We start from the raw sequence: 20,467 nt of genomic DNA, 5'->3' as shown, positions 1-20,467 counted from the left end.
GAACGCTGTTATGCCATGATTAAATTGTCGATGCTAATCTTGCTCTGACATCTGCGAGAGTCACTTCGTTGAGTAGCTTGCCATTTTCAAACACTGAAACAAATTCGCAATTATTGACTTCAGTCCAGCTAACTTGATCCTTTAGATAAAATTCACCTTGCTTATCTTTGTAGACAGCCACCAAACCTTTGGCCGAATTTTTGGTGCCGTCACCCGTTTTTGGTGCTTTAAAAATTTCACGATTTTCACCTGCAATTTTGGCAAACGTCGCTTTCACGGCGAAACCATCTGTGTCACGAGTGACATATTGATAGGTGTAACTTCCAATCCCAAACACTACATTGGTTGACGCAAATCCTTTGGCTTTTAGTCCGGTACAAATCGCTGTCGCACGTTCAATCGTGATGGAGTCACCATAGATTAAACCAACATGCGGGTCGAGAAGTTTATACCCTTGCATGCTTTTGCTACCACCAAACACATCCCACAGGCATTCTATCGCGCCCTTGTATTCAGGCGATCCGACCAGTGCATCTGCATCTCCACAAATCATTTTTACCGGGCAGCCAGTGTCAGGGCGAAATACCACTTTGCCATCCCGCGCCAAAATTTGCGCTTTAAGTTTGACGGTAAAGTCAGTCATAACCTGCCAGAAATCCCAAGAGTCCGACACAATACTGACGATGCCGGCCGGATAGATGTCTTGGATTAAACGGCGAAAGGTTTCTAGCTCATTATCCATACCACCCGCACACATAACGGAATGCTCAGTCGCTGCGACACTACCACCGACCAGTTCCAGGTCACTATTGGCGCCATAAAAATCTTCCAGAAAGTCGATGGCGGGAATGGTGTCTGTTCCGGTAAAACTTAATAAGTGCGCAGCACCGCTCATCGCCGCAGCTTCAGCGCCAAACATGCCGCGAAAACTAAAGTCATGTCCCTGCCAATTTACAAAATCAATACTACCATCGGTTTCTAGCGCAAAAGCTGTGAGAATTTTCTTGTACTCATGTGCTGTGGTGGCACTGGTGCACATGCCCCATACATTGGTGGATAGAATAGTCTCGAGGTAATTAGTGAGCCAGAAAAAACGCTCGTCTGTATTGAAAATAACCAAACATGGAACTCTTAATGGATAAACCGAGCCCTCAGGTAATGCCATAATTTTTATAGGCAAATAGCCCAGATCATGAAGATCTTCTATGTGCTGAGTGCCGACATTGTTTGGACCTAAATAATTATTGATACGACGTGAAAATCGACGAATCACTTCCTCTTTTGGTTGTTGGAAAAAATCTTCTTCCCAGCTCTTTATTAGGAAGCTTTTTATAAAATACTGTAGTCCAAAAAAAACGAGGTTACTTGTGTATTCGCGGCGCGTTGTTCTGGCGGTTAGATTACTAAACACGACTTCGGTATTGTCGGGATATTGACGGCGATGATCAACTTTGTAGCCATCAATTGCGGTAGCGGGATTTAAATTCATTTGCTTTCTCCTTGAGCTGGCATAAATTGCCAAATGTTTTTCACGTTTAAAAATTTAGTTGCGACCAAGTCTTGCAAACTGTTGGTGGTGTACACCGCATCAATCCCGCTTTCTTGCAATTTAATTTCCTGGGCACTTCCTTCATAGTGCGAGACTACCAAGATTATTTTTTCACAATTTTTAGCTTTGAGCTTCTTTGCCAACTCGATAAAGGTGCGGCCACCGGCACAAATATCATCGACAATCATCGCTGTTTTTCCACTTAGATCTTCACAGAAAACCTCTGTGCCGATGATCGCGCCATTGCTTACATCGCGTAATTTGTCGGCTCTCACTACCGGTAGTCCACCGAGTTGACTAGACAATTCAAAGATTTTTTTATTCGATCCGGCATCTGGTGAAATTAAAATCAGATCCCTGTCAATTTCATTAACAACGTCTTTAATAAATTGATGGTTCTTAATGACTTGCGCGTTATTGAGCAAAGCAACCACGACATCGCTGTGCGGATCAAATAGATACACCTTGTGATACTGCTGTTGATTAATTAAATCGGCATAGACCTTGGCCGACAGCGGCTCGCCCTGATTGCATACACGGTCTTGTCTAGCGCCAGGAAAATACGGGATGTATAAATCAATTTCATTCGCACCTTGGCGGCGCAATGCATCGGTCAAGAGTAAAAGTTGAATTATCGATTGATCACCTCTGTAGCGAAACATGATTTCAACATGCTTGTTGCTGGGCGCTAAAATTTGCAGATGATTTTCACCACTACCGAATGTAAACTGCTTAAACAGCTCACCCTCCTGTTGAGCCTTAGGTAAGAAATAGCGACTATTAACTGTATCGAAGTTTGCCATCGGGTCATCCTTTTTTTACTGTGATCAGAGCGAATTCATTTTTGCGTAACAGCGGTCAGAAGGGATAATTTACTTTTCAATACAATCTTTTTTCCTTGCGCTAAATTTATTATAAGTGACTTAGTTTAATTGTGCAACTAAGTATGTTATATTACTTAAAAACCTAATTAGCGGGTATCTATGTGGGTTAATCGTAAATTGAATGTCCGAATAATTTGACGCTTGGACGTAAAAAAATGCAAAAAGAATGGAGTTTCAAATGACTCATGTTATTTGTACGGTCGATATGGTCTTACTTACATTGCACGAAGGCGGACTGAAAGTGGCGCTTTTAAAGCGTGATCGAGAACCGTTTAAAGGCGTTGCAGCGCTCCCAGGTGGCTTTATTCATATTGAAGAAGATACGGATGTTCGAGCGGCCGCATTACGCGTATTAACAGAAAAGACCGGAATCGACGTTCCCTATCTGGAGCAGTTGGCTACTTTTTCCGGTCCAGCGCGAGATCCACGTGGATGGTCGGTATCGATAGCGCACTACGCTCTGGTTTCCTTCGATGTAATTGATCGCGCCGCCCATCCTGATGTGAAATTGCTTAGTGTTGATCGACCAATCTCTTTGCCATTTGATCATCGCCTAATTTTGGAAACAGCGGTATCGCGTTTGCGTAGCAAGAGCCAGTATTCGTCATTACCGTGCTATCTGGTTGGAGAGACGTTTACATTGCCGCAGCTCCAGCGCGTCTATGAAATCTTGATGGGTGAGTTAATTAACAAGGTGAGTTTTCGCAGAAAAATCGCCGAAATGGACATGCTGGAAGTCATAGAGGGCCAATTCGAATCGGCGGGTGCGCATCGTCCGGCACAACTGTATCGCCTTAAGGCACACTTCAAACAGCAGTTGCAACTGTTGGAGCGAGGCTTGTGAAATAACGGTCGGATTTACGATGCGAAAGCGAGCAAAAAAGCTGAAAATGGCGTCGTGACATACCGTTTTCAGTATTCAGTTTCTTATAAATTTTAGCTCGCTTCAACTTGACAATGTCCGCAAAACCGCAGCTGAATATAGCGTGATCGGGGAAGTCAGTAAGTCATCGTTATGTGTTGTTATACTCATTCAATTTTGACGTTTCATATTTCTAGGGTATCAAGTTCTCCGCTGTGATTTTTTACAGAGTCATGCCAGAAGGCCTATATTTTTCTGGGATGTTGATTTACGCATGAGCACCTAATTGTCAGAAAAATTTTAAGGGAAACATTATGGTATTTAACGCGCCTGCGCCGGACCTCGGGTTTGGATACAACAAAGAATTCCCGGGCGTCATCGACGATATTTCGTCTGCGTTCTCAGTCACGCTTCCCGATGCAGTGGTCAACATGGTATTCGAAGTACTGAATCAATACTCGATCACTCTCTCTGCCAGCAGCAATCCGGCGGGTCTCTATGTGGAGTCGCTCTTGTACATGATTTATTGGTTCCATCGCCTCCGTGATCCCATGCGCAAGAATGCTATCGAAGAATGTCTTAGTCAATATTTGAACGTGGATCGCCAATCCCCAGTAGTGAATGCGTTATTGTCCGATCCTAAGCTAAAAATCCACGCACAGGAGCGAATTAATCATGGCGTCATGGTTCGTAAGACTGTCGACGTACTAGTGATACGCGACGGTCAGAGCGGGCGGGAATTTCTAACGTTGGATCGTACTTTTTTCCCTGAAGGCATAGCTTTGCCTGGCGGACTGCTTCGGGATGACGACGAACAAAACGATTTTGGCATCCCGGGAAATATTTTTGCGGCACTTCGGGTAACGGGGAGTAAAGTGTTTGGATCGGAAACGCCAGAATTTGGCATATCAGACGCCGACGGCCGTAAATACTATTTTGTCCGGAGCGAAGTGGGAAAAGAAGCTCGAATCCATATGGATAGAACCATTTCGCACGGATATCGCGACCACCTAAAAGACATCGCTGTTCCATCAGATCCGCGCCACATTGTTGACACGGTTGGATTTCTCGTCGAAATTTCAGATACCGAAAATGTCAAGGGAAGGTGGCTTCCGGCGAGCGTAATTACGACGCCTAATGCGAAAGAAGGGACCTTTGCCTTCGGTCACCACAAACAGATCGCTGCTTCACTCATGGCGAAAAATTTTTCCAAAACGCAAGGGGTTTCCCACCATGAATGGATACGGAGTTCGGTAAAAAATCCAGTGGATGTTTACGGTGCTTTGCGGGAGCGGTTTGCAAAGAATAATGACAGTCTGAATACGTCGATTCCAGAGTTGTTGCCTGTAGTCGACTACATTCGTAGTCAGATGATGCTTCCAGCGATGGACGAGAAGTGCTGCGGCAATTTAGCACTTGCCTCAATGCGCGAGCAGTTAGTACACAAACTCCACCACATTACAATACAGAACGGCGCGATGTGTCCTTACGCACCGACGTTACGTATCGTGTTCGAAGCAGTAAGCTTTTTTGATGTGGCATGCCGTATTGAGAAAAATCTGAGCACCCATTTCCAAAAGAAATACTGGTACCGGTACGAGGAGTTGATGTCCCGAATTCCCGAAGTGATCATCATTCCGACTTTTGATAATATTTCCGCGACTGACCTCATGAAAATCCGAGGCACCCCACTATATTTTATAGGGATATCACCAGATCCTGTGTACGTCGATGAATTTTGGCAGTCTCCACTTGAATTTCTGATTCACGACCTTAACCATGCATGGAAGATGATGGACATGGACGACAGGTTTATTCAAAAACACCCAAAGATGAGCAGAGATGACCTCATGGAAAAATCCAATGATTTTATCCGCGGGTACTTTCCGAGTATTGCCGTCAAAAAAACAGACACAGAAGAACAGAAAGAATTGAAGAAGCTCAAGAAAATTCTCTTATTTGAAGTCGCTCACGAAGACGCTAGGCCACTGTTGCCCAATATCGTTAGCGAGGCTCTTCTAGAAGACGAGGGATACGAGTTCCCGGACAACGTCGTGCGCTATGATGACAGCGGGAATCAAGCGTATTTGGAAAAACGCACCATTCCTGGCATTACTGCGCTTTCTTACGTGCGGCACAAACTGCAGCATGGTTTTTTTGATCAAACTGACTCGCAGAACATTCAGATCGTGTCCCCAAAATGCCGCACCGTGGACTGGATTGTCAGAGCGACGGAAGAGTTGCTATTGGAGGTTGGTGGGATGATTCCTCCCGCGATTCAAAAAGAAGGTTTGACCGAATACCTGACGCGACAGGCGTGCTCCCGAGGGCCCACGATTCTTCATTCACCCGAAAATTTGGATCCCGCGGTAGGACAGTATGGAGATGGAACCATCGCACAGACGTAACAGTGTTGACGCGCATTAAAAATTGATCAAGATGGTGGAGGCAATTTTCGCTGCGCATCAAAAGTTTAGGTCAATTTGATTAAAAAAAGCCCAATAGAAAAATTGGGCTTTTTTGCTTTTGTTTAAATAAGTTATCGATTTTAAGATAAATTACTGATAGTTGAGATAACGACTTTAATAATCAGTTTACGACTATATTAAGTGGGGATATTAGTAGTCTCAAATTCAGAAGAATTGTTACTGCCTATATTTTTCCTTATGCTTTCCTTATACGCTTAGTCCGATAGTGGTGACCTGTCCTACTTTTTTGGAAATTCATGAGTAATCATTCTAGTCGCGAAAGCGTCGCCGCACTCACTCTGGGTGCGCTGGGCGTGGTGTATGGCGACATCGGCACTAGCCCCTTGTACACGATGAAAGAAGTGTTTAGCCCTACTACCGGCGTGCCGCTGGATGCCGCGCATCTGATCGGTGCCGTCTCGGTGATCTTCTGGGGACTGATGATGGTGGTCACTCTCAAATATGTCTTACTGATTTTACGTGCAGATAATCGTGGTGAAGGCGGTATCATGGCGCTCACGGCTTTGGCCGCCAAGGCGGCTGGTACTAGCGGCCAGCGGCGCGTGATCTTGTTGCTGACCGGTGTGTTTGGGGCCGCTTTGTTTTACGGCGACAGCATCATTACCCCCGCGGTGACGGTACTCGGTGCGGTCGAAGGTCTGGAAATGATCTCGCTCAGTTTTAAAGCCTATGTAGTACCAATCGCGCTGACAGTTTTGATCGCCTTGTTCGCGATGCAGCGTTACGGAACTTCGGTGGTAGGAAAACTCTTTGGACCGGTAATCGTGCTGTGGTTTGGCGTGTTGGCAGTCTCCGGGCTTAACGAAATTATCCAGCAACCGGCTATTTTAACGGCATTAAATCCGCTCAATGCGATTCGTTTTCTGAGTGCGCAGGGCTGGCATGTGTTTGTGGTGGGCGGCGCGATCGTGCTGGCGTTTACCGGGGCCGAAGCGCTGTATGCCGATATGGGCCACTTTGGAAAACGCCCTATACAAATTGCCTGGATGGGCTTGGTGTTGCCTTCCTTAGCGCTTAATTATATGGGGCAGGGCGCCTTGTTGATGCGTGATCCCGGTGCCATAGAGAATCCATTCTTTCGCTTGTTTCCGGCTAGTTTATTGATTCCTGCCGTGGTGCTGGCGACCTTCGCTGCGGTGATCGCCTCGCAGGCGGTGATTTCGGGGGCTTATTCCATGACCAAGCAGGCCATGCAATTGGGTCTACTACCGCGTATGCAAGTGAACTTCACTTCAGCCAAGGAAATGGGACAGATTTACATGCCTGGCGTGAATTGGATCTTGCTGGCCGGTGTGTTGTTGGCGGTGGTGGGTTTTGGTAGCTCGTCAGCGATGGCAGCGGCATACGGGATCGCGGTGACGGTGACCATGCTGATCACCACGATATTGACCTTCTTCGTGGTGCGCAATAGTTGGAAGTTTCCTTTGGCGGTGGCATTGGCTTCTACCTGCGTATTTCTGACGCTCGATATCTTGTTGGTGGTGTCTTGTTCGCTAAAGTTCTTTCAGGGTGGCTGGTTTCCATTGGCGATGGGTGGCGTGATCTTTTTGGTGATGGCGACCTGGCGCCGCGGACGTGAGTTGCTGATCAATAGCATACGTCAGCATGATCCGGAATTGTTACCGTTTATTACTGCCTTGTCGGGTGACAGCATAGCGCGCGCTTCCCGTACTGCAGTGTATGCAGTGGCTAATCCAGATACGGTACCGCAAGCCCTGATGCATAACTTAAAACACAATCAGGTACTGCATGAACGCAATCTGATACTCACTGTGGTGTTCCATGATGTGCCTTGGATACCGTTTGAAGAGCGGGTGCAAGTAGAAGCGCTGGCTCCCGGATTTTGGAAAGTGAAGGTCAATTATGGATTCAAGAACACGCCGGATATTCCTAAGGCACTAGAGCTCTGCGCCGCCCATGGTCTGGTTCTGAATTTATTCGAGATCTCTTATTTCCTGAGCCGTGAAATCGTGGTGCCAACCAAGGGCACCGGCATGGCGCACTGGCGAGAACTGTTGTTTGCCCTGATGTCGCGCAATGCGGGCAACGTGGTGGATTTTTTCAGATTGCCGAATAATTGTGTGATCGAGTTGGGCACCCGGGTGCAAATCTAATCAGGCATGCCGCCAACGCGCATATTCCATGCGCCTTCCCAGCCTGTCTGGCTGGAGAGCCGCGTCCAGTATGCGCGTCCGGGCATGCCATCTTTGAATTTAAATAGGGAGATGAAATCATGAAAAAATCTATCGCAGTACGGCTGGTTTTATCGGCAATCACGTTGTTGCTCACCCCAGTTTTAAATAGCTTATTGATGCCCACTGCGGTGCTGGTGTCGGGTAATGCGGCCTTGGGTCAAATGACTAGTTCTGAGGCCAGTTATGTCAGCGCTATCGCTGGCATGAACTTGGGCAGCATGTTATCCGGCACCCCTGGCATCTTGTTGTTCCTGGCACTGCTGCTGATCTGGGGTTCTTTGCTGATCAATCGCAAGCATAAATAGCCTGCAAAAACTAAGCGAAACAAAGAAGCAAATCAAACAAGTTAAGCAAAAAAATAAGAGAGCATAAAATGAAAAAAATAATCGCAACGGGCTTGCTACTGAACTTTTCACCGAGCTTGCCACTGTCCTTAATCCTGATTGCCAGCCTGAGCGGCTGCGTCGGTAAGCCTGATCTGGAAGAATTGGTAGAGATTAAACCTAACGAAACATCCTTCATGATCAAGCTGGAAGGTGATACGAAAGCGGGTCAGGCCAAGTTTATGTCGGAAGAATTTTTAGAACAAAACAAAGTAGCCACCAAACGCATTTCTATTCCTCACCGCAAACGCAGTACAGGGAATAATTCTAATGATTATGAATGGATACCAACCGCAAAGCTGGTCACGGTGGACCGCACGCCAGTCTCGCGCGAATGGACTAGCAGCGAAAAAACCGGCACTAGCAGTAAGAACGAAGGGATACGGGTAGAGTCGGTAGAGTCTATCGATTTTTCTATCGGCGTGGTGATGACGGCCTCGATACCGGAAGACAAGGCGGCTAAATTTTTATATAACTACGCTGGCAAGCCTTTGCGCGACGTGGCGGATCAGGATATTCGCACCTATGTGCAGGCCGGCTTGTCGCGTGAGTTCGGGGTGCGTACGCTGATCGATGGCCAACATCAGAAAAAAGAGATTTTCGATAAAGTACTGGTCGACACCCGTGCACACTTTTCTGATTTGGGCGTCGTCATCAATAACCTGGGCTATGCCGAGGGTATGACTTACTCTGACCCTAGCATACAAAAAGCCATCAACGAAACTTATGCGGCGCAGCAATCGGTAGAAAGAGCCAAAGCCAAGGTACAAGAAGCAACGCAGATGCGCTTGGCTGCCGAAGAGTTTGCCAAAGCACGCGAAGCGCAAGTGGCGAAGACCCAGCTAGAAATCGAAATGCTCAAGGCGCAGGCCATGGTCGAGTTTGCCAAGAACCTTAAACCGGGCATGCTACCCAATATCGTGCCACAAGGCAGCCAACTCTTGTTTGGCTTAGATAAGCAGCTCAAATAAATCGCATAATCCCGAAACATAGTTGCATAGGTGAGCACAGCTTGTCTATGCAGATCGGGGCTGCTGTTCGGGTTAATTGAAATTCATGGTGCCGGCCAGTAGGGCATCGCGCATCAGGCTTGGAGTCTGCCCGGTCCAGCGTTTAAACGAGCGGCGGAAGTTGTTGCTATCATGAAAACCGAGATAGCTGGCGACCGCCTCGTTATCGTAGCCTAAGCTTTGAAATAAATGTAGCGCGACATGAGTGCGAACCTGGTCTAGCTCTGCCTGGAAGTGCGTGCCGTGACGCGTCAGATGACGCTTCATGGTTGCTGGGCTGATGCCAAAGTCGTGCGCGCAGGTTTCCAGATTGGGTGCGGTGCGGATGTTGCGGAGCAGGTAGTCATACACTGCTCCGAGCAGGCTAGGCAGGACAGGTGCAAGCAGAGCTTGCTGCTCCAAATTTTGCAGTATCAGTGTGCTTGCCATCGCGTTGCCTCGTGGCCAGGGACGGTCCAAGCATGTGGCATTGATCAGCATGGCGTCGAGCTGACAATTAAAACGTAAATCAGCCCCTAAATGCAGACGATGTTGCTCGTTATGCCTAGGGCTACTACGGTTAAAACAAAAACGCCATGCTAGTCGTTCGCCACTGAGCCAACGGCACATACTTGTTACCGCGGTCATATGCATTTCTACCAGGAATGGGAGCAGGCTGGGCGCGCCAAAACTATCGCTCCAATACAGTATCGCGATCCCAGCTTCCTCTCTGAAACGTGGCTGCAATAACGGACAGAGTTTGCTTTGATAACGCACCAATATATGCAAAGCCTGACGCAAATTTGGCGCTTGTAACAGAGCGTGACTCACTTCCCCGTAATGACCTGGCAGCATCTGCTGGCCCAGCATAAAACTGGTATCGGCACTATCCAATGCCCGGATTAAGTTTTTCAATAATTGCAGATAGTGGCTAGGGCTAATGCGCTCATCATGGTCAAGCTGGTGCTGTAAATGCTGTACTTTATCGCCTGGCCCTTGCAGTGTGTCCGGCATGATGTCGATGCGATTGAGCTCGCGGCTATCTGCGTAGCCTAGCACTAAGGCCGGTTGGTACTGGATAGGAATGCTGCACTCATGCTCCTGCAGATAGGCAATCACGCGGCCGCCAGTGTGGTGTGCTCGCTGGTGGCAAGTGGTTCTAAGGCCAGGTTTAAACGTGCCAGCACGGCATCGGCACAGGTGTCTGCGGTGGTGCAGGCGTGGCGCATACTAATTTTGATCAGCTCGCCCGAAGCGCGATGTTGCATATGCGCCAGCATAAAACATAGATGCTGTGCGCAAGACTCGGCGCTGGCAAGACTGGTTTCCGGCATCAAAATAGCGAAGCGATCGCCCGCGTAGCGACAGAGTAAATCTTCATTGCGTAAATTAAGTAAGAGCATGTGACCTACCGCTTGTAGCACAGCATCGCCTTGCTCCTGTCCAAAACGACGATTGATCAAGTGGAAATCATCGATGTCTAGTAATGCCACGGCACAGCTTGCGTCTGGTTTTCGGTGTTGTTCTAGCGTGATTTGTTCGCGCAGATAGTCGGCCGTGGCGAGTTGAGTAATTCTATCGAAAGCGCGATGATTTCTAAATAAACGCTCACGTTTTTGCAAATGCTCGTTGAGTCTAAATTGTTCCTGACGCCAGTAATACATGCCTGCCGTCAGGGTCAACATGCCGCCCAACATGAATGCTGCTTCCAGAAAATTATCCCAAGTTTGCTCTTTAGGAATGACAAAAAATTCGTCCAGACAATCGGCCCATTCGCCTAGCATGATTGCTGCCAAGCCGCTTGCCAGTAAAGTGGTGACCAAGCCACGAGGGCGACTACTCAGTAGCATCAAGAGCCAGACCCCGGCCATGATGGCCGTGCCGCCTTCGCCTATGATATCCATCCATTGCCAGCGTTGCATAGGTTTGAGCGTGCCTTTGCTGGCATAGGCGATCAGGCACAGCAGTAGCGCAATTATTGCGCCAGTCAACAAAGGTCGATGTAGTCTGAGCATGCTAAGGGTCTTTTCTGTCAAGGTGCCGGAACGTAGATAATCATTGACTGATGCAAACTTGCCCGCATCCTGCTATCTGCCATTCCGTCCTAAAGCTTGGTGTGCGGCGGCGCGCGTAGCGGGAGCAATTTTGCGTAAATTCTAAATAAAAACAAGTGCGCGAGGATAGCGTTTGCAGGTGACAGGCGCATGACATGCGGATGTTGAGACGAGAATCAGGGGCGATTGATGCAAAATCACAACGCGGGGCAAAACAGCTCACGATCATCGGCATGAGCCTTGCACAGGAGGGCAAGCAGCTAGTGGATATCATACGGATGAGCAGTCAATCTGGCTCATTTTTCGGACTGGCGGGTAGAAAATAAGGGCTAAGTGTGCCAGTCACTAGCTGGCACGCTGTGGCTGTCACGTAAGCGTCATATTCGGCTTCTACACTCCGTGCTTTCCCTCACGCCAGCTGAATTTATTTTATGAAAACCTTGCCAGTTACCCGTCGTACTCTCCACGCAAAATCCCCCAAATGCGGCCGTCTTTCAGCCTTAAACCTATGTCTGTTGACTGCCTTTGGCGGCCTCATTACTGTTGCTAGCAGCGTCCACGCGCAAGCAGTCGAGGCGCAGCCAGCTAGTGTGCAGATCAATGGCCAACGCGCCAGCTTGCGCAATTCGATAGCCGCACAAGAAAAAGCCGATAACATCGTCAGCGTCATCAGTAGTGATGATATCGGTGGCTTACCGGATAAAAACGCCGCCGAGGCACTGGCTCGTCTGCCGGGTATTTCTGTGCAGCGCGATCAGGGGGAAGGGCGTTATGTCACGGTGCGTGGTATCGGTGCTGATCTCAATGCGGTCACTATCAATGGCGCTTTGGTACCGTCTCCAGAAGCTAGCCGACGTGCGGTGGCGCTCGATATTTTGCCGGCTGGTTTGATCCGTACACTGGAAGTGACTAAGACCTTAATGCCAGAGCAGGACGCCAATTCGTTGGGCGGCACTACCGAGGTAAAGACCTTATCGGCGTTTGATATTCCAGGCAAAATGCTGACCCTCAATGCGGGCGCCAACTATGATGAGAATACCGGCAAGACCAGCCCCAATCTTGGCGCGGCATGGGCCGATCGTTTCATGGATGGCAAGCTCGGCGTGGCACTCGGCATCAGTTTGGAAAAACGTGAATTTGGATCGGATAATGTAGAAACTGGCGGCGCCTGGACAGGCTCAGGCAGCGATGCCAAAGTGGGCGGATTTGAATTGCGCGATTATCTGCCGGTGCGCGAACGGCGCGCCTTTGCATTCAATCTCGATTTCCGGCCGAGTAAGCACAGCAGCTATTTTTTGCGTAGTTTTTTGAGTGATTTCAGCGATGATGAGGTACGTGATCGTCTCACCATCAGTAATATTAGTGGTGGTGCGGTGGCTGAGGGTGGCAGCGCTAGCGCTCGTGGCGAGCGACGCTTGCGGCAACGTAAATACACGCAAAATATCAGTTCTGTAGTGCTAGGGACCGGGCAAAAATATAAGCATTGGACGTTAGACGTAAATCTGGCGAGCAGCAAGGCCAGCGATGATACGCCAGAAGCTATTAATGATGCGCGTTTCCGTGGGAATAGTAATTTTTCCGGGGTAGGATTTTACAATAGCCAGATGCCGCAGTTAGTCGGGCCTGCCAGCTTGTATGCGCCTGCCAGTTATAGCCTCAATGCAATCACCTTGCAGCAACGCTTGTCACAAGACAGTGTGCAACATGCCAAAGTTGACCTGGCCCGCAAGTTTCAGCTCGATCAGTTTGAATCCACGCTTAAATTCGGTGCCAAAAGTAGCCGCCGCGAAAAAACCAATGATACCAATCAATGGCTGTATAACAGTAGTAAATCATCCAGCGCGAACTACTGGGGTGCTGGTCCGACTGCACTGACAGATTTTGTCCAGGAACCGCTCGACTATCAATTGGGGCGCATAGGCCAGGGAATTAATCCTGCACTGATACGGGCGCGGGTGGCAGGCTTGAATCGCGATGCTGCCAAACTAGTACTGGAGTCGAATCTGAATGACTACCGCATGCATGAAGATATTGATGCGGCGTATCTGCAAAATGCATTTGATAGCGACGCCTGGCATGTCTTGGCGGGCGTGAGGATGGAGAAAACCAGCTTTGACGCCAGCGGTAGCCAGGTGTCCGGGACAAAATTGCAGGCGCTACAGCGCGAGAATGCCTATACCAATTGGCTGCCATCCTTGCAGGCCCGCTATGAGCTGGATAAACACACCAGCGTCAGAGCGGCCTGGACCAATGCCGTGGTGCGTGCCAATTTTAGCCAGCTGGCACCCGGCATCAATCTGGTGAGTAACAGCGAAGCGGTGATTGGCAATCCTGATTTGAAACCGCTCAAAGCGGCTAATCTGGATCTGGGCGTAGAACGCATTCTGGGGGGCGACGGTAGTGTGTCGGCCTATCTGTTTTACAAAGATATTAAGGATTTCACCTATTCGACCAATCTGGCAGGTAGCGGAAAATGGCTGGGCTATACCAGTGCTAGCTCGTATGCCAATGGGGATGCCGCCAAAGTGAGGGGCATAGAGCTCGCTTATACGCAAACTCTGAGCCGTTTGCCGGCGCCCTGGAATGGCTTATTGTTTGGTGTAAATACCACCTTGAGTAGTTCTAGCGCCACCGTGAGTCGTTACGATAGCGCTGCTGGCAAGAGTTTGTCGCGCAGCATCAGCTTGCCTAGTCAGTCGGATCAGATTGTGAATCTGATGCTGGGCTACGAACAGGGTGCGCTCAGCACGCGTCTGGCACTCAATTACAAATCAGCCTACCTGCTGGAAATGGGCAGCGACATACTTAAGGCAGATCAGGATCGCATTGTCGACGCGCAAAAACAATTGGATTTTTCTTGCGCCTACCAAATCAATAAGCGCCTGCAGCTGATCTTTGAAGCCAGCAATCTGAACAATGAAAAATACTATGTATATCAAGGCAGCACGCCTTACAACGCACAGTATGAGCAATACGGACGCAGCTATAAGTTAAGCCTGAAAGCGAGCTTATTCTAGGCCTGATTAAGTAAATCCTTACTATTCAGCCTAATATGAAGAAAGTCAAAACCCCTCACCGCAGAGGCGCTGAGACGCGGAGAACGGTAAAGTAGTTCTCCGTTTTTCCTCGGCGTCTCGGCGTCTCAGCGTTGAGAGGTCTTAGTTGTTTTTGTCGTGCTCCTAGCAGGCTGAACAGTTACGTTAATCTTAAAATTCACCGGCTGCCAGGCTGGAGCGGTAGTATCCATGCGCCTTGCCAGCCAGGCTGGCCGCTAAGGCGCATGGATACTGCGCCAGCGGGCATGCTGTTTTTTAAATTGTCTTTGTCCACATGGGCAGGGATGTAAGAGTGAAGTCGTCGAAATATTTCATGAAAATCAAAAATCTAAGTCATCAATTTTGCGTGGCCGCCGTATTGATGCTGACGCAGCTGGTCTGTGCAGCCCGCCCGTCCCGTGTTTCTGACGCGTTGCCTGTGAGTGTCCCGGCAGAACTGGCTAAAGCCCAAGAATTAGCGGCCTTGCCTGACGGTGCCTGGCTGGCGCTAGACAAACAAGCCTTGCGTCTGTTCGACGCCAAGGGCAAGCAGTTGGCGAAACTGCCTATGCGTGCCAAACATCTGGACACCCGCTCGCATGCACAGGGCGCGCTGGCGATAGTGCTCGACGCCGATACCCAGCGGGCGCTGCCTATTCTGGTCGATCTGAAGGCGGGCACTTTGCACGCGCAAGCGGCTTTTCCTATGCCTACATTTGCGGTCGAGACCATCTGTCTATACCGCGATGCGCAGCAGCTCGATTATCTATTTTTAGTAGGAAAAGATGGTTTGAGCGAGCAATGGGTGATGCAGGGCGATCTACGTAAGCTGGTCCGTAAGCTGGCCTTGCCAGCGCAAGCTAAGCATTGCCGTAGCGACGACCATACCCATACTCTGTTTGTCAGTGAAAGCAATCTGGGATTGTGGGCTTATGGGGCCGATCCGGAAGGCGCGGCGGCAATCGGCCAGCATCAGCCGTTGATTTTGCGCGCGCCATTTGGTGGTTTGCGGGGCGGCGCCGGTGCTCTTGCGGTGCTGCCGGGTGGTGTGGCCGTACTCGACGCCAAAGGCGAAAATCTCCATTTATTGCGTCAACATCAAGGCACGTGGCAGGCGTTGCCAGTACAGCGGCTGGCGTATAAACATGAAATCGATCAAATCAGCTTAAGGCAAGACGCCAGCGGCATACAACTCTTGCTGCGTGACGAAACGGCCAAGAGCTGGCATGTGCGCAGACCAGCATGGCAGCACAGTGCAGCCACGCAGCAGCGGGCGCAGAGTCTGCCCATCGTGATCGTAGCGCCGCAAGTACAAACCGATCCTGTCGCGCGTTACGGTGATGCTGCGGATGATCCGGCAATTTGGGTTCATGCCAACGATACCTCGCTATCGAGAGTAATGGGTACGAATAAAAAGCAAGGTTTGCTAGTCTATGATTTGCAGGGCAAACAAAGGCAGTTGCTGGAGAGCGGACGTTTGAATAATGTGGATTTGCGTCAAAACCTGCAATTTGCACAGCAAACTTACGATCTGGCAGTGGCCACACAGCGCGATGAAAATAGTCTGGTGCTGTTTGAGATAGCGGCCAATGGTGAGGTGACGGAAAGTGCGCGCATCGCCACTGACCTAGACAAAATTTATGGCACTTGCCTGTATCAGCCAGTGACTGGGGGCTTAGAGGTATTTGTCAATGACAAGGATGGTCGCTTTCAGCAGATACGCATAGAACGATCGGCGCAGGGCTTTACCGGCCGGGTAGTGCGCCGTTTTAAGGTGGATAGTCAGCCCGAAGGCTGCGTCGCCGATGACCGTAACGCCAGGCTTTTTCTAGGGGAAGAGAAGCGCGGTGTCTGGCAAGCTTCCGCCAAGGCGGAGAGCGATCCCGCGCTAAGCATGATCTTGCCGGTCGCTGAAAACCTCAAGGCGGATGTGGAAGGTATGGCGATTTATTATGGTGCTAAGCATGATTATCTGATTGTCTCTAGTCAGGGCGATAGCACTTATCTAGTGCTGGATGCGCAAGCACCTTACCGTCTGCGTGGCAAGTTTAGCATCGGTATCAATTTAGCCGCAGGCATCGATGGCAGCTCAGAAACGGATGGTCTGGATGTGAGTTCGGCCAACTTCGGTGGAAAGTTTAGTCGCGGAATGTTAGTGGTGCAGGATGGGAATAAACGATTGCCTGACGGTCCGCAAAACTTTAAATATGTGGCGTGGTCCGACATCGCAAGAGCGCTACAACTGCCTGACTAATGAAAGTAAAAATCGGCGTACATGATGGCTCTGGCTGCGTCTCACATTATCGGATAAATGTAATATACCCCCTCCCTGTATATTTTTTAACGCGCAATAAACGTATGCGCTAAGCCTATGTTTATTTAAAAATAGAGGGGAGTATGTCTCATAAGCAGGTGCTTGCCAGCCTAGGCGCGATGCTATAGGCTGGCTTGACCTGGAAAATTACGCAGCCGTGAAATATCGATAAAGGGCGGTGTACGGCACCCGCAATTCCGAGCCGAAATTGGCCTTGCTGCAGCCATCGACGGGGGCTTTGCCAGCTTCGGTCGCCAGACGTTGTATGTAGCTCACTTTGCTAAATACACCGTTGCCGGAAGTCGACTTCGCAGAGAGCAATAACCAAGGGATGGCGCTGGCGACAGGGCCATCATTGCGTGCTTTGACTTCAGCGACGACCTTGCTGCCATCCTCTGATTCCCAACTAGGGCCAGCGTAGTGCTTGCCGATTTTTTTCCCGTTGGCATTGAATAGCTCGGCTTCCGGTGCCTTGAAACTCCATTCATATTTATTGACGTCGGTTTTGCTGGTGCTGCAGGTGTAAATTTGCACACCGCTGGCATTGGTCTCTGCCAGGAATTGCTGAGCAGCAGGCACTTGCAGGTTCTCTGGCACGACGATCTTGCTGGCGGGGCTAGAGGCGCAGGCACTGAGGCCGGCGCTGATGGCAGCGAGCAGTAGCATTAGCAGTTTACTAGGAGGAAGAATGGCATTAGATGTTGGCATGAGCGTCTTGGATGATAGGTGGGTGCTTGAGTTAAAACGAAACACTAAAAATTAGTTTCGCAATGGAAATAGAAACGTGTTATTTTACTATGAGTAAAAAATACATAAAAAGTTCCAGTGGAATATTCCATGCAAAAACCTGAACTTGAACTTTCAGAGCAGTACCAGCTTCTGCTCGCGATGGCTTTTCACGCTGAAAAAGTTGCGGGCCGACGCTTGGCGCGTCAGCGTGGCTTCTCGCAAGAGTTGGCGCTGCTGGAGATTTTAGAGGAGATTGCCGCGCTCGCTGGTCTGGCAGGGTGGTCGCAATTACTCGCACAACGCGCCGCACAACGCGCCATGTTGGGGAGTAAATTGGCAGCGGTTCGGCAACGCAAAGTAGCTGCGCGCCGCGCGCGGCAATTGCAGCAGCAAGCACCAGCCCATGCATGGCAAGCCTGGTTTGATGGTTCGGCCCATCCCAATCCCGGTCGTTGCGGCATAGGTGCGCTGTTGATCGCACCGGATGGCCGTCAATTTAAAATATCCCAAGATGCAGCTTATGGCGATAGTAGCGATGCCGAATATCGCGCCCTGATCGCCTTGCTGCAGAGAGCATTGCCTTTGCAGCCTGAACTTTTAATGGTGTACGGCGATAGTCAGGTGGTGATTAATGATGTGCAGCAGGAGGTGGACGATGGGCTAGCCATGCACGGCGCTCAGGTCTGGCCTGGTCGCCTGCAAGCGTATCGGCGCGAGGCGAGGGCATTGATGCGGCAATTGTCTGAAGTGCGTTTATGCTGGGTGCCACGCCACAAAAACGCGGCCGCCGATGCTCTTTCGCAGGCCGCCTCGCGTAGTATTACTGCAGGCTTCATACCAGCGACACATTAGTTGATGATAGTTAGGTTTTATTAGTTGATGATAATAAGGCTTTGCCAGGTTTAGGTATTGGAATAGCAGCGTTTGCTTTTTTAATTTGAAGTACTAAAAATTGTAGGTAAAAAAGGATTAACATGAAAATCGAAAAAACTTCCACTGGATTTTCCACTTTATTCTATGCTGGCTTTCGGAAAACCGCGCTGCTCGCCAGTAGCGCCATACTGATCAGTGCCTGTGCCAGCACTAACTCTTTGACGCCTGCGCAGAGCGCGGAAAATGCCCTGGCATTGCTAGGCGCGGATAGTATTTATTTTGGTGGCGACATTATCACCATCAATGATGCCCAGCCTAGTGCCGAAGCGGTCGCCGTGAATGGGGGCAAGATCGTGGCAGTCGGTACCCGCGCCGAGATAGAGAAAACCCAGCGTGGTAGTAAGACCAAGATGATCGATCTGGCGGGTAAGACCTTGTTACCTGGTTTTGTCGATGCTCATAGCCATTTTACGGCGGTCGGTATGCAGGCTAGCTCTGCCAATCTCCTGCCTTTGCCAGATGGCCCTGTGAATACAATCGCTCAGTTGCAGCAAGTGATGCGCGAATTTATCGCCAAGTCGCCAGTGGTGAAAGCGCATGGGGTTGCGGTGGGGTTTAATTATGATGACTCACAACTTAAAGAGCGCCGACATCCTACCCGCCAGGAGCTAGATGCTATTTCTAAGGATATTCCCATCATGGTGATCCATCAGTCCGGTCACCTTGGCGTCTTAAATAGCAAGGCGCTGGCAAATATGAAGATCACGGCCAAGAGCGTCAATCCAGCTGGCGGCATGATCCGGCGCGAAGCCGATCGCAAAACGCCTAACGGTGTGCTGGAAGAAAATGCGTTTTTTGGTATCGTGTATAAGATGGTGCCAGCATTAACTGCTGCCGAGACTGTGGCGCAAATCCAAGCCAGTGAGGCGATTTATCTGGCCAATGGTTTTACCACGATACAGGATGGCAAGACCGATTTAGCTACGCTGAAAGCCTTGCCGGAAATGGCCGTGGCCGGTAGTTTTAAAGCCGATATTGTGTCGTATGCCGATATTGCCGCGATGGGCGATGATCCTATTTTGCACAGTAGCTGGATGTCGAGCAATTATCGCAATCACTTTCGCATAGCCGGCGTCAAGTTGACCTACGATGGCTCGCCACAAGGTAAAACTGCCTGGTTCACCGAACCGTATTTTAAAGTACCTGCTGGGCAAAAAAAGAGCTATGCCGGTTATGCCGCGTTCAGTGATGCCGAGGCGCTTAAATGGTACACATTGGCGACTCAAAATAATTGGCAAATGCTAAATCATGCGAACGGTGATGCCGCTATCGATCAGTTAATCAAGACAGTGACAGCGGTGCAAACTGCGGCACCGGGCAAAGACCGCCGCGGCGTTTTGATCCACGGCCAGTATCTACGAGCAGACCAGATTCCGGCGCTACAAAGACTGGGTATATTCCCCTCGCTGTATCCTATGCACACCTTTTACTGGGGCGACTGGCATAGAGAATCGGTGGCCGGTGCCAAGCGTGCCGAATTTATTTCACCTACCGGCGCGGTGCTGGCGCGTGGCATGAAATTTAGCATACACTCGGATGCGCCCGTGACTTTCCCTAACTCTATGCGGCTATTGGATAGCGCGGTCAACCGAACTACCCGCAGCGGCTATGTATTGGGCGCGGATCAACGCGTTGAGCCTCTGGTCGCCTTAAAAGCCATGACGCTGTGGCCTGCCTATCAGCATTTTGAAGAAGCCAGCAAAGGCAGTATCGAGCTTGGTAAACTGGCCGATCTGGTGATTTTGTCGGCCAATCCTTTGAAAGTAGAGCGCGCCAAATTGATCGATCTGAAAGTGCTGGAAACCATCAAGGAAGGTCAGCCAGTGTATCGCGCCGCTGCTAAATAAAAAAAGCAGGATTTTTTTATGGCACCCTGCCAAGGCGCATAGCCCATGCGCCTTGGCAGGCATGTTGGCTTGAAACCCGCATGGAATATGCGCGCTGGGCTAGGTGCCTTGGTAGAATAAATGCAGTAAGTTACTGTTCAGCCGACTATGATGAAAGTCAAAACCCCTCACCGCAGAGACGCTGAGACGCAGAGAACGGCAAAG

General features: G+C 49.8%; 14 protein-coding genes. 9 read left to right on the top strand and 5 right to left on the bottom strand.

The window, feature by feature from the left end:
* Window positions 1–19 precede the first annotated feature (19 nt).
* Both EJN92_RS00885 and prs read right to left on the bottom strand, forming a co-directional pair.
* On the bottom strand, window positions 20–1,489 hold the full coding sequence (locus EJN92_RS00885) for a nicotinate phosphoribosyltransferase (RefSeq protein WP_126126108.1): 1,470 nt from the start codon (window positions 1,487–1,489) through the stop codon (window positions 20–22).
* Entirely contained in the window at window positions 1,486–2,352 is an 867-nt protein-coding gene (prs, locus tag EJN92_RS00880; protein WP_126126107.1) for a ribose-phosphate diphosphokinase, read from the bottom strand. Before prs ends, EJN92_RS00885 begins: the two co-directional genes overlap by 4 nt.
* A gap of 259 nt (window positions 2,353–2,611) precedes the next feature.
* Here prs and EJN92_RS00875 point away from each other — a divergent pair, with 259 nt between their 5' ends.
* The 5 genes from EJN92_RS00875 to EJN92_RS00855 all read left to right on the top strand — a co-directional run bounded on the left by EJN92_RS00875 (window position 2,612) and on the right by EJN92_RS00855 (window position 9,333).
* The gene (locus EJN92_RS00875) at window positions 2,612–3,277 is read left to right on the top strand and encodes an NUDIX hydrolase (RefSeq protein WP_126126106.1); all 666 of its coding nucleotides are present in this window, start codon (window positions 2,612–2,614) and stop codon (window positions 3,275–3,277) included.
* A gap of 332 nt (window positions 3,278–3,609) precedes the next feature.
* Window positions 3,610–5,703 carry a hypothetical protein gene (locus EJN92_RS00870; protein ID WP_126126105.1) on the top strand — a complete coding sequence of 698 codons (2,094 nt, stop codon included), beginning with the start codon at window positions 3,610–3,612 and terminating at the stop codon, window positions 5,701–5,703.
* 317 nt (window positions 5,704–6,020) lie between these two features.
* Entirely contained in the window at window positions 6,021–7,898 is a 1,878-nt protein-coding gene (locus EJN92_RS00865) for a potassium transporter Kup (protein ID WP_126126104.1), read from the top strand.
* Window positions 7,899–8,017: 119 nt separating this feature from the next.
* Window positions 8,018–8,284 carry a hypothetical protein gene (locus EJN92_RS00860; protein WP_126126103.1) on the top strand — a complete coding sequence of 89 codons (267 nt, stop codon included), beginning with the start codon at window positions 8,018–8,020 and terminating at the stop codon, window positions 8,282–8,284.
* Between the two features lie 68 nt (window positions 8,285–8,352).
* Window positions 8,353–9,333, top strand: coding sequence for an SPFH domain-containing protein (locus EJN92_RS00855; RefSeq protein ID WP_126126102.1), 981 nt, complete (start codon window positions 8,353–8,355; stop codon window positions 9,331–9,333).
* Window positions 9,334–9,405: 72 nt separating this feature from the next.
* On the opposite strand, the gene EJN92_RS00850 is transcribed toward EJN92_RS00855, so the two are convergent.
* Both EJN92_RS00850 and EJN92_RS00845 read right to left on the bottom strand, forming a co-directional pair.
* Window positions 9,406–10,470 (bottom strand): AraC family transcriptional regulator, encoded by a 1,065-nt coding sequence (locus EJN92_RS00850; protein ID WP_194074954.1) that lies wholly within the window; start codon window positions 10,468–10,470, stop codon window positions 9,406–9,408.
* The gene (locus EJN92_RS00845; protein ID WP_126126101.1) at window positions 10,467–11,366 is read right to left on the bottom strand and encodes a GGDEF domain-containing protein; all 900 of its coding nucleotides are present in this window, start codon (window positions 11,364–11,366) and stop codon (window positions 10,467–10,469) included. Before EJN92_RS00845 ends, EJN92_RS00850 begins: the two co-directional genes overlap by 4 nt.
* 470 nt (window positions 11,367–11,836) lie before the next feature.
* On the opposite strand from EJN92_RS00845, the gene EJN92_RS00840 reads away from it, so the two are divergent.
* Entirely contained in the window at window positions 11,837–14,422 is a 2,586-nt protein-coding gene (locus EJN92_RS00840) for a TonB-dependent receptor (RefSeq protein ID WP_126126100.1), read from the top strand.
* Window positions 14,423–14,774: 352 nt separating this feature from the next.
* The gene (locus EJN92_RS00835; RefSeq protein WP_227869642.1) at window positions 14,775–16,694 is read left to right on the top strand and encodes a phytase; all 1,920 of its coding nucleotides are present in this window, start codon (window positions 14,775–14,777) and stop codon (window positions 16,692–16,694) included.
* Between the two features lie 207 nt (window positions 16,695–16,901).
* Here EJN92_RS00835 and EJN92_RS00830 read toward each other — a convergent pair whose 3' ends face one another.
* Window positions 16,902–17,462, bottom strand: coding sequence for a DUF3455 domain-containing protein (locus EJN92_RS00830; RefSeq protein ID WP_227869641.1), 561 nt, complete (start codon window positions 17,460–17,462; stop codon window positions 16,902–16,904).
* A 129-nt stretch (window positions 17,463–17,591) separates the two neighbouring features.
* Between EJN92_RS00830 and EJN92_RS00825 the strand changes: the two genes are divergently transcribed.
* Both EJN92_RS00825 and EJN92_RS00820 read left to right on the top strand, forming a co-directional pair.
* A complete protein-coding gene (locus EJN92_RS00825) occupies window positions 17,592–18,335 on the top strand; it encodes a ribonuclease HI family protein (RefSeq protein ID WP_126126099.1) in 744 nt (247 codons plus the stop codon).
* A 122-nt stretch (window positions 18,336–18,457) separates the two neighbouring features.
* Complete coding sequence (locus EJN92_RS00820; RefSeq protein WP_126126098.1) at window positions 18,458–20,263, top strand: amidohydrolase; 1,806 nt, start codon at window positions 18,458–18,460, stop codon at window positions 20,261–20,263.
* Window positions 20,264–20,467 lie beyond the last annotated feature (204 nt).

This window comes from Undibacterium parvum (genome assembly GCF_003955735.1).
Taxonomy (GTDB): Bacteria; Pseudomonadota; Gammaproteobacteria; order Burkholderiales; family Burkholderiaceae_D; genus Undibacterium; species Undibacterium parvum.
This window is presented reverse-complemented; position numbering and strand designations above follow the sequence as displayed.

Coding starts and splice junctions, on each gene's coding strand:
- EJN92_RS00840 (WP_126126100.1), top strand. CDS start 11,837: ATGAAAACCTTGCCAGTTACCCGTCGTACTCTCCACGCAAAATCCCCC.
- EJN92_RS00835 (WP_227869642.1), top strand. CDS start 14,775: ATGAAAATCAAAAATCTAAGTCATCAATTTTGCGTGGCCGCCGTATTG.
- EJN92_RS00820 (WP_126126098.1), top strand. CDS start 18,458: ATGAAAATCGAAAAAACTTCCACTGGATTTTCCACTTTATTCTATGCT.
- EJN92_RS00885 (WP_126126108.1), bottom strand. CDS start 1,489: ATGAATTTAAATCCCGCTACCGCAATTGATGGCTACAAAGTTGATCAT.
- prs (WP_126126107.1), bottom strand. CDS start 2,352: ATGGCAAACTTCGATACAGTTAATAGTCGCTATTTCTTACCTAAGGCT.
- EJN92_RS00870 (WP_126126105.1), top strand. CDS start 3,610: ATGGTATTTAACGCGCCTGCGCCGGACCTCGGGTTTGGATACAACAAA.
- EJN92_RS00865 (WP_126126104.1), top strand. CDS start 6,021: ATGAGTAATCATTCTAGTCGCGAAAGCGTCGCCGCACTCACTCTGGGT.
- EJN92_RS00860 (WP_126126103.1), top strand. CDS start 8,018: ATGAAAAAATCTATCGCAGTACGGCTGGTTTTATCGGCAATCACGTTG.
- EJN92_RS00845 (WP_126126101.1), bottom strand. CDS start 11,366: ATGCTCAGACTACATCGACCTTTGTTGACTGGCGCAATAATTGCGCTA.
- EJN92_RS00855 (WP_126126102.1), top strand. CDS start 8,353: ATGAAAAAAATAATCGCAACGGGCTTGCTACTGAACTTTTCACCGAGC.
- EJN92_RS00830 (WP_227869641.1), bottom strand. CDS start 17,462: ATGCCAACATCTAATGCCATTCTTCCTCCTAGTAAACTGCTAATGCTA.
- EJN92_RS00825 (WP_126126099.1), top strand. CDS start 17,592: ATGCAAAAACCTGAACTTGAACTTTCAGAGCAGTACCAGCTTCTGCTC.
- EJN92_RS00875 (WP_126126106.1), top strand. CDS start 2,612: ATGACTCATGTTATTTGTACGGTCGATATGGTCTTACTTACATTGCAC.